2 protein-coding genes are annotated in these 791 nt (G+C 64.3%); both read left to right on the top strand.

Annotation, left to right across the window (positions count from 1 at the left end; genetic code table 11):
• Positions 1 to 390 (top strand): DUF2931 family protein (locus DMX10_RS32315; RefSeq protein WP_146603122.1); only part of this gene is annotated, 390 nt, incomplete at its 5' end.
• Between the two features lie 17 nt (positions 391 to 407).
• Positions 408 to 677, top strand: a complete 270-nt coding sequence (locus DMX10_RS32310; protein ID WP_146603121.1) for a DUF2931 family protein — start codon at positions 408 to 410, stop codon at positions 675 to 677.
• Positions 678 to 791 lie beyond the last annotated feature (114 nt).

Here is a 791-nt window from a genome sequence, read left to right as displayed (position 1 = left end):
GGCAAGCAGGTGGGTGGGGCGGACGTGCCCCGGCTGATCTACGTGCGCTGGCAGTCGCTGGTGGAGCCGCAGACCTACGAGGCCTATATCGTCATACCTGAGGCCACGCGGCGAGCGATGGTGAAGTCGGAGATGGGCTATTGCGCAGCCAGGGGGCTCTGGCGCGAGAGCTACCGCAACATGCTGACGGTCGGCCTGGCGCCCGGGGGCATCGCCAAGGTCTGGCTGATGGGCGGTTGTTTATCCGCCATCGACGTGGCGCGGGTGCAGGGCAGCGTGGTGAAGCTGGGCCCGGATGGAGGCCGGAGCGGTGGCCAATATGCTCTGCCTTTGGAGCCGGCTTCCAAGGCTTACATCGAGAAATACGGGGTGCCCTATGGCTCGTGGTAAGGCTGGAGGAGCCCCTCATGAATAGGTTCAGGCTGATGCTGGCAGCGGTACTGCTGCCCTGGCTGGCCGGCTGCGCCAACGGTGCCCACCGCCTGCCCTACGACTCCTGGCGGCTGGGCCTGGGCACTCCCAACTACATGGACGTGTGGATCGAGACTGCCGATGCGGTGGATGTGCGAGAGCGCGTCTTCCGCCGCGCCATGAGCGGGATCGGTTCGACCCAGCACCCCAAGGACATCGACAGCACGGACCCGCGCGGCTGGCCGGAGCAACCTGAAGTGGCCTAATGATTCTGGACACCCCGATAGGGCGTTAAGCTTCGCCCACAGAGGTGTTCATGAGCAGAAGATCATTCAGTTCGGATTTCAAACTAGAGGCCGCCCGCTTGGTGGTGGATCAAG

Origin of the sequence: Pseudomonas sp. 57B-090624, from assembly GCF_003234055.1 — a bacterium.
Classification (GTDB): domain Bacteria; phylum Pseudomonadota; class Gammaproteobacteria; order Pseudomonadales; family Pseudomonadaceae; genus Metapseudomonas; species Metapseudomonas tohonis.
Note: the sequence above shows the minus strand (reverse complement) of the source record. Positions and strands in the feature narration are given on the sequence as shown.

What these genes read in the sequence shown, in the direction of transcription:
- DMX10_RS32310 (WP_146603121.1), top strand. Translation starts at nt 408, where the DNA reads ATGAATAGGTTCAGGCTGATGCTGGCAGCGGTACTGCTGCCCTGGCTG.